7 protein-coding genes are annotated in these 8,231 nt (G+C 40.9%); all 7 read right to left on the bottom strand.

The window, feature by feature from the left end:
• Positions 1 to 70: 70 nt before the first annotated feature.
• The 7 genes from cshA to ACLN19_RS07265 all read right to left on the bottom strand — a co-directional run bounded on the left by cshA (position 71) and on the right by ACLN19_RS07265 (position 8,152).
• Positions 71 to 1,618 carry a degradosome RNA helicase CshA gene (gene cshA, locus ACLN19_RS07295; protein ID WP_413384850.1) on the bottom strand — a complete coding sequence of 516 codons (1,548 nt, stop codon included), beginning with the start codon at positions 1,616 to 1,618 and terminating at the stop codon, positions 71 to 73.
• A 126-nt stretch (positions 1,619 to 1,744) separates the two neighbouring features.
• Complete coding sequence (locus tag ACLN19_RS07290) at positions 1,745 to 2,149, bottom strand: hypothetical protein (protein ID WP_413384848.1); 405 nt, start codon at positions 2,147 to 2,149, stop codon at positions 1,745 to 1,747.
• Positions 2,150 to 2,219: 70 nt separating this feature from the next.
• On the bottom strand, positions 2,220 to 3,257 hold the full coding sequence (locus ACLN19_RS07285) for an alcohol dehydrogenase catalytic domain-containing protein (RefSeq protein ID WP_413384846.1): 1,038 nt from the start codon (positions 3,255 to 3,257) through the stop codon (positions 2,220 to 2,222).
• Positions 3,258 to 3,362: 105 nt separating this feature from the next.
• The gene (locus tag ACLN19_RS07280; RefSeq protein WP_413384844.1) at positions 3,363 to 3,743 is read right to left on the bottom strand and encodes a PH domain-containing protein; all 381 of its coding nucleotides are present in this window, start codon (positions 3,741 to 3,743) and stop codon (positions 3,363 to 3,365) included.
• A gap of 12 nt (positions 3,744 to 3,755) precedes the next feature.
• Positions 3,756 to 5,300 carry a peptide chain release factor 3 gene (locus tag ACLN19_RS07275; RefSeq protein ID WP_413384842.1) on the bottom strand — a complete coding sequence of 515 codons (1,545 nt, stop codon included), beginning with the start codon at positions 5,298 to 5,300 and terminating at the stop codon, positions 3,756 to 3,758.
• An 85-nt stretch (positions 5,301 to 5,385) separates the two neighbouring features.
• Positions 5,386 to 6,636: an L-lactate MFS transporter gene (locus ACLN19_RS07270; RefSeq protein WP_413384840.1), complete on the bottom strand. Its 1,251-nt coding sequence runs from the start codon at positions 6,634 to 6,636 to the stop codon at positions 5,386 to 5,388.
• Between the two features lie 148 nt (positions 6,637 to 6,784).
• Positions 6,785 to 8,152, bottom strand: a complete 1,368-nt coding sequence (locus tag ACLN19_RS07265; protein ID WP_413384838.1) for a UDP-N-acetylmuramoyl-tripeptide--D-alanyl-D-alanine ligase — start codon at positions 8,150 to 8,152, stop codon at positions 6,785 to 6,787.
• Positions 8,153 to 8,231 lie beyond the last annotated feature (79 nt).

The following is an 8,231-nucleotide window of genomic DNA, read 5'->3' as shown; positions in this document are numbered from 1 at the left end:
GAACTCAATCCTTCAGCTAAATATATAGTGTCCAACTTTTGGGGGGCAGTACAAAAGCTCAGATAGTTTTTTATTTGTCGCCTTTATTGCGAATGACAAAGCCATTTTTCTTTTCACTAGAGGTTCTATGAGGGCGTTTATTGGATTTATGTTCAAAATCTTTTCGATTTTTGTTAGATGTTCGTTTAAAGTCTCTACGCTCACCTCTATGCTCACCAGAGCGTCTCTGATGACGTTTATTGCCTTGTCTGGAAGATTTTCCTTTGAAGTTGCCTGAAGGCTTAAATGGTAGAGGTTTTTCACGTGCAATCTCAACGTTTGGCAGACTATCTGGATCTTGCACTGTCAACGTCAATATGTAAAGCGCCAATTCTTCTGGGGTAAATTCTTGAGCTAACTTAATCGCATCCCCTTTGAATTTTTCAAATTGTTGACGAATGCTCTCATCAGCAAAGTCTCGTTCAATCTTTTTCAATGCTACGCGTTTTTTAGCCTTGAAAGCATCCTGAGCACTTGCTGGTTTTAAGCCTTTCATACGTTTTTTGGTCAGATTTTCAATGATAGTGAGATAGCCCATCTCATTAGGTGAGACAAACGTAATCGACTGACCATGTTTTCCAGCTCGACCTGTACGACCAATACGATGAACATAACTCTCTGGATCTTGAGGAATATCGTAGTTATAGACATGTGTCACACCTGAAATATCCAAACCACGCGCTGCAACGTCTGTTGCTATCAAGATATCAAGATTGTCATTTTTGAAATCACGTAAAACGCGCAAACGCTTGCCTTGATCCAAATCACCATGAATACCTTCTGCACGGTAGCCACGAAGCTTCAAGCCTCTTGTCAACTCATCAACACGGCGCTTGGTACGTCCAAACACGATAGCTAACTCAGGCTGTTCCACATCCATCAAACGTGTCATCGTATCAAATTTTTCCTGTTCTTTGACACGAATATAATACTGGTCAACAAGGTCTGTGGTCAACTCTTTAGTTGCAATTTTAACATGCTCTGGCTCTTTCATAAACTTAACGCCAATACGTTTAATCGCCTCTGGCATAGTTGCTGAAAACAAAAGAGTCTGACGATTTTCAGGAATACGGCTAATAATCGCCTCAATATCATCTAAAAAGCCCATGTTGAGCATCTCATCTGCTTCATCCAAGATAAGTGTCTCAATATGATTAAGTTTTAACGCTTTGCGTTTGATTAAATCAAGCAAACGTCCTGGGGTTCCAACAACGACATGTGCTCCCGAACGGAGTGCCTTAATTTGTTTTTCAATACTTGATCCACCATAAACAGAGCGAACCTTCACGCCCTTATCACGACCAAAACGAAAGAGCTCTTCTTGGCTTTGAACGGCTAGCTCACGTGTCGGTGCAATGACGAGAGCTTGAATGGTATTGTCTTCTGTATGGATTTTATCTAAGGTTGGAAGACCAAAAGCTGCGGTTTTCCCTGTTCCTGTCTGTGCTTGTCCAATCACATCTTTTCCCTCTAGAGCAAGTGGAATGGTAAGCTCTTGGATAGGAGAAGGTGTCTCAAAACCTGCTTTTTCAACAGCGGACAAAATTGTATCTGATAAGTGTAATTCTGTAAATTTCAATGAATATAGTCTCTCTTCTAAAAAGGCAGTGCGAAGCTGCCTTATCTCTCTTTATTTTCATGTCACAAACGTAACTTACTTATTCTACCATAAAATAACGGTAAAAGATACTTAAAACTGGATAAGCTATGATAAGCTATTTTTTTGATAAGGAATATAGAGATAAAAGGAAATACTATAAGCTAACAGTAACCCCAATATAGCTAAAACTAAATGAGTCCACAAAAAGCCTTCTTGATAGACAAGATGTATCATACGCAAGATTATACTCACAAAAAGTGCATATCTTATCCCCCTGCCTTGTTTGACAAACTGTCTAAATTCTCTATGTGATAACTGTTTGCGATAAGTGGTATAACCGTATAATCCAATCGCTACAATCATCACATATGACAACATCATAAGACATAGAGTAAGAAAAAGAACAAGCAGATTAACCCCAAAACCCATTAGCATCGATATGACTAGAGTCAACCACGAAATAAGTGTCATTGATAATAGCACGTAAGATAGCTTCTTTATCTTTTTCATAGTCATCTCCTCTTAGACTTGTTATAACTAATGCCCACTAATATCAAAAGTAGCCCAAGGCTACTTTTTATCACTCTATAACAATCATTGACTTAATGGTTTTTCGCTCATCCATATCTTGATAAGCCTTGTTGACATCCTCAAGGCGATAAGATGAGGTAAAGACACGTCCTGGATTGATGTCACCGTCTAAAACAGCCTTCAACAGCAACTGTTTATCGTAAGTTGTCACAGAAGCAGAACCACCACCAATTGTAATATTCTGCGCAAACGTTGAGCCTAAAGCGTGATTTTGATAATGCGGCACACCGACAAAACCAATGCGTCCACCATTATGAAGAACACCTAATGCCTGATCGATAGACGCTTCTGTTCCGACACACTCTAGAGCTGCATCAGCACCGCCACCCAGAATGTCACGTACCTTTTTAATCCCTTCTTCGCCACGCTCAGCAACAACTGCTGTAGCTCCTGAGGCCAGCGCCATATCTTGACGATCTTTGTGACGACTCATCAAGACGATTTGTGAGGCGCCACGCATTTTAGCTGCGATTACGGCACATTGTCCGACAGCTCCATCACCAATGACCACAACTTTATCACCTGCTTTGACATCAGCCACGCGCGCTGCATGATAACCCGTAGGCATGACATCTGCTAAGCTCAACAATGATTTTAACATGCCTTCTGAATAGTCAGAGGGTTGACCAGGAATCTTAATCAAGGCCCAATTAGCATAGTGAAAACGCATATATTCTGCTTGGACACCACCACTGAAGTTATTGCCAATATGGCGATCACAAGAACCATCAAAACCAGCACGACAAGCATCACACTCTCCACAGCCATGAGTAAAAGGGGCAATGACAAAATCACCAGGTTTTACGGTTGTGATATTGTCACCAACTTCCTCAACAATACCAATCGCTTCGTGACCACTATTAAGACGCCCTTTTTCAATCGCATCATTACGATAGCTCCAAAGGTCTGAGCCGCAGACACAAGTCCTTACAATACGAATAATAGCATCATCTGGATCCATGATATGAGGGCGTTCAACATCTACTAAACCAACTTGCCCTGCTTTGACATAAACAGTTGTTTTCATCTCTATCTCCTTTACATTTTCAAACTTTTCTCTAAATCTCTGACATTAGTCATATTATAGCAAATCATCGCCTCAAAGCAAACTAAAAAAGGCACATCTGCCTTTTTAGCCTAGGACCGCACTAGCCAGTGCACGTTGGATATCAACGACGCTACGGTCACTTTTAAATTGTAAAATTTCTGAGGGTTCACTAGCTGATGAAATCCAAATTTTCAACTCAGCATCTAGGTCAAAATGCCCTGAACTCTCCACTGTAAAACGTGAAATAGAGCGATAAGGAATTGATTTGTAAGACGTTTTTTTGCCTGTTACGCCTTGTTTATCCACTAAAATCAAGCGCTTTTCCGTAAAGACAATCAAATCACGTACTAGCACATAAGCCAACTCAACACGCTCACCAACAACCAATATATCAGCCAATTGCTCTTCAATTTTAGTCGTATTAGCTTGTGAAGCATTACCTAATAATCCTGAAAATAATCCCATCTTACTCTCCTACTACATCTTTTCTTCTAAAGTGACATTTGGATATTTGTCTGCAAACCAGCGCAGTGCAAAATCATTTTCAAATAAAAACACAGGCTGATCAAAACGGTCTTTGGCTAAGATATTTCGACTTGAGCTCATCTTTTCATCCAAATCTTCTGGCTTAATCCAACGTACCGTCTTTTTCCCCATCGGTGTCATGACCACCTCAGCATTGTATTCACCTTCCATACGGTGCTTAAAGACCTCAAACTGTAGCTGCCCTACGGCACCTAACATATACTCACCTGTTTGATAGTTGGTGTAGAGCTGAATTGCACCTTCTTGCACTAGCTGCTCAATACCCTTATGAAAGGATTTTTGCTTCATCACATTTTTGGCAGCTACTTTCATAAATAGCTCTGGGGTAAAGGTTGGTAGCGGTTCAAACTCAAATTTATGTTTACCTACTGTCAGCGTATCCCCAACTTGATAGGTCCCTGTGTCATAGACACCTATGATGTCACCTGCGACTGCGTTTTCAACATTTTCACGGCTTTCTGCCATAAATTGAGTGACATTTGAGAGTTTCGCTCCCTTACCTGTACGAGTTAAATTAACAGCCATGCCTCGCTCAAATTCGCCAGAGACGATACGGACAAAGGCAATACGATCACGATGTCTTGGGTCCATATTTGCTTGAATTTTAAAGACAAAGCCTGAAAAGTCCTTATCATAAGGCTCAATCATCTCTCCTTGCCTTGTTTTGTGTCCATGAGGCTCAGGGGCAAAAGTCAAAAAGGTATCTAGAAAAGTCTGTACACCAAAGTTAGTCAAGGCTGAACCAAAGAAGACAGGGGTCAAATTGCCTTCTAAAATGGCTTCTTCAGAAAAGCTATTTCCTGCTTCTTGGATAAGTTCGATATCTTCTTTTGCTTGCTCGTAAAAAGGGTTGTTAGCAAAAAGACTATCACCTTCTTCAATCGTTGCAAAGCGCTCGTCTCCCTTATAGAGCTCCAGACGCTTATTATGTAGGTCATAAAGCCCTTCAAAGGCTCGTCCCATACCAATAGGCCAGTTCATCGGATAAGAAGCAATCCCAAGTACATCCTCTAGCTCTTCTAATAAGTCAAGCGGCTCGCGACCATCTCGGTCCAATTTATTGATAAACGTAAAGACAGGAATATTGCGCTGTTTAACAACCTCAAATAACTTTTTAGTCTGCGCCTCAATCCCCTTAGCCGAATCCACAACCATGACAGCCGCATCTACTGCCATTAGGGTTCGGTAAGTGTCCTCAGAAAAATCCTCGTGTCCTGGAGTATCAAGGATATTGACACGTTTGCCCGCATAGTCAAACTGCATTACAGATGACGTCACCGAGATACCACGCTGTTTCTCAATATCCATCCAGTCTGACTTGGCAAAAGTACCTGTTTTTTTCCCTTTGACAGTACCTGCTTCACGAATTTCACCACCAAAGTAGAGTAATTGTTCTGTAATTGTCGTCTTACCAGCATCGGGGTGAGAGATGATGGCAAAGGTACGGCGTTTTTTGATTGCATCTTCAAGTGTCATGTTCTATCCTTTTTTATCTTTGTTATCCATGAAAGAAACTCCTCTAAAGACGAAAAAGAGCTTCTCAAGCTCTTTTCATTATAAATTATTTTACCTTTGATTTCAAGCTAAGCTTATCCTTATCTTTAGCGATAGTCGCTTTTAGATACCACGAAATAGCAAAGCCAATCACATAGAGGACACAAAATGCCAATAAGGTTGTTGTGTAGGATTGTGACCACTCATATGTCTCAGACAATAAAAGCGGTCCTACAAGCCCTGCCGCTGCCCAGGCTGTCAAGATATAGCCATGAAGCGCCGCAAGCTCTCTTGTCCCAAAGACATCGCTCAGATAAGCAGGTATTAACGAAAAACCAGCACCATAGCACGTCATCAAAAGTGACATGGCTACTACAAAAATCAAGGATTGGCCTTCGATAAAGAGAAGTCCTGTCATCACAAGATTCACTAGAAAAAGTAAACTAAAGGTCAAGGGACGACCAATATAATCTGACAAACCAGCCCACAAAAGACGACCAAAACCATTAAAAATGCCAAGGATACCAACCATAAGAGCTGCTTGCTCTGCTGAAAGTCTAGCTAAATCCTGAGCCATAGGAGAGGCTGCTGAGATGATACCTAAACCACAAGCTATATTGATAAATAGCATAAACCACATCAAATAAAAAGATTTGGTCCCAAGAGCCTGGTTAGCAGTCAAACCGTCAAAAGTCACTGGCTTATGTCCTTTAGAGTCATTGCCATTTGCTAAAGCTTCTAGCTCTTCCTTAGTAGGACGCTTGATAAACTGGGAGACACTAAACATCACAACAAAATACACAATCCCCAACATATAAAAAGTCTGCACCACACCAATGTGTGAAATCAAAGCTTGAGCAATAGGACTAGTCAAAAGCGATGCAAAACCAAATCCCATGATAGCTAGTCCTGTTGCTAGCCCTCTCTTATCAGGGAACCATTTGATAATCGTTGACACTGGTGTGATATAGCCTGCTCCAAGACCTATCCCTCCTAAAATACCATAAGCAATGTAAAGAAGAGAAAGCTGATGCTCAGCAATCGCAAGTCCCGTCAAGATATTGCCGCCTGCATACAAAACAGCCGAAATAGAACCCGTCAAGCGTGGGCCAAATCTCTCAACCAAACGGCCCATAAAAGCTGCCGATAACCCTAAGCAAAAAATAGCTAAGCTAAAGGCAAAAGCAACTTCTGATTGGCTCCAGCCTGTCTCAGCCATAATTGGGTTACGGTAAATGGACCAAGCATAAGTGGACCCCAACATGAGATGCAACACAACACCTGCACTGGCAACAACATAACGGTTAGTTGTTTTCATATCTCCTCCTTTACGCACGATATTAAGTTTTTTTGGTACAATCGTTCGTAAATTAAGTATAACATCTTTTAGTTAACCTGTATATTATAAGGCTTGTCATCTAAAAAACGAATAAAAATAAAATCAGCTACTGAGTAGCTGATTTGTCTTATGCCATCTCCAAACGCTTAACGATATCAGCTAAGCCCATCGCATTGGAACCTTTAAATAAAATTTGGTCTTGCGAGTCTAAGTTTTCCTTAATACACTGATACAGCTCTTCGCTCTGATCCTCATCAGCTGTCTTTTTAAAGTAATAGACCTTGCCAATAGGATACATCTGACTAGCCAGTTGTGCTAGACCTGCAATATCTTCTCCATAGCAAATAACAGTATCAATCTCATCAGGTGATAAACTCATAATCATCTGATTGTGAAGTTCTTGAGACGCTTCACCTAACTCTTTCATATCTGCTAAGACTGCGATCTTCTTTCCTGAAGGGTTTTTAGGAATGCTTGAAAACGTCTCTAAAATCAAGCGCATAGCTGTTGGATTGGCATTATAGACATCAGATAAGATATCTGCTCCATTAGCTGCTTTTTTCCATTCAGTACGATTAGCACTTAAAACAAGATGCTCCAAAGCCTCTTTAATGTCATCATCAGAAATCGCTAATAATTTCCCAACATAAGCCGCCAACATCGCATTGATAGCATTGTATTTTCCCGTGACAGGTAGCTTAATAGCGCGCTCCATGACATTGGTTTTAAAGGTTAGACTATCCTTATGCTCAATCGCTTCTTGCACCTGTAGTTCTGCTCCATCGCCAAAGGTAATGACTTTTTGATCAAGTGGTAGATACGCTTCAATAATAGGATCATTAGGAAGCAGAACAATACCATTTGAGTCCATACCATCAACAATCTGTAATTTCCCCCGAGCAATCTCACGACGGCTACCAAAGAACTCCAAATGCGCCTCTCCAATCAAGGTCACCACAGCAATACGAGGTTTCGCTAAAGTCGATAGCAGATGAATATCGCCCATATGATCTTGCCCCATCTCAAGCACAATTTTTTCGGTGTCATCTGGCATGTGTAGAGCCGTATAAGGCAGACCAATTTCATTGTTGTAATTTCCTTGCGTCTTATAAGTCTTATAAGTCGTCTCAAGCACACTAGCAATCATGTCTTTTGTACTTGTTTTCCCATTTGAGCCTGTGACAGCTATCACATCAACACGCAATTTTTCTAAATAATAGCTGGCTAGACGCTGCATAGCCACCAAGCAATCCTCAACTAAGAGATAAGGGTGATCAGCTATTTTATGCTCTGAAAAGGTCGCACAAGCGCCTTTTTCAAAAGCAGTCTCAATAAACATATGCCCATCACGAACACCTTTTAAGGGAACAAACAAAGTCCCCTCTTCTACTTTGCGGCTATCAAACTCTATAGAACGTATGGGAACGTCTTCGACATCTGAGAGAGGGGTTAGACTCTCTACAACCTTTGCAACTTCATGTAATGTTAATTTCATCTTCTATTCCTTTACCTGTAATTAGTAGCATTATACCACAAAAACCAGACCTCTTTCAAATACAAACTCAAAGAGCTAG

Origin of the sequence: Streptococcus lishijunsis (assembly GCF_047290665.1) — a bacterium.
GTDB lineage: Bacteria > Bacillota > Bacilli > Lactobacillales > Streptococcaceae > Streptococcus.
The sequence above is the reverse complement of the archived record's forward strand: the minus strand, read 5'-3'. Positions and strand labels throughout refer to the sequence as shown.

Coding starts and splice junctions, on each gene's coding strand:
- ACLN19_RS07290 (WP_413384848.1), bottom strand. CDS start 2,149: ATGAAAAAGATAAAGAAGCTATCTTACGTGCTATTATCAATGACACTT.
- ACLN19_RS07285 (WP_413384846.1), bottom strand. CDS start 3,257: ATGAAAACAACTGTTTATGTCAAAGCAGGGCAAGTTGGTTTAGTAGAT.
- ACLN19_RS07280 (WP_413384844.1), bottom strand. CDS start 3,743: ATGGGATTATTTTCAGGATTATTAGGTAATGCTTCACAAGCTAATACG.
- ACLN19_RS07275 (WP_413384842.1), bottom strand. CDS start 5,300: ATGACACTTGAAGATGCAATCAAAAAACGCCGTACCTTTGCCATCATC.
- ACLN19_RS07270 (WP_413384840.1), bottom strand. CDS start 6,636: ATGAAAACAACTAACCGTTATGTTGTTGCCAGTGCAGGTGTTGTGTTG.
- ACLN19_RS07265 (WP_413384838.1), bottom strand. CDS start 8,152: ATGAAATTAACATTACATGAAGTTGCAAAGGTTGTAGAGAGTCTAACC.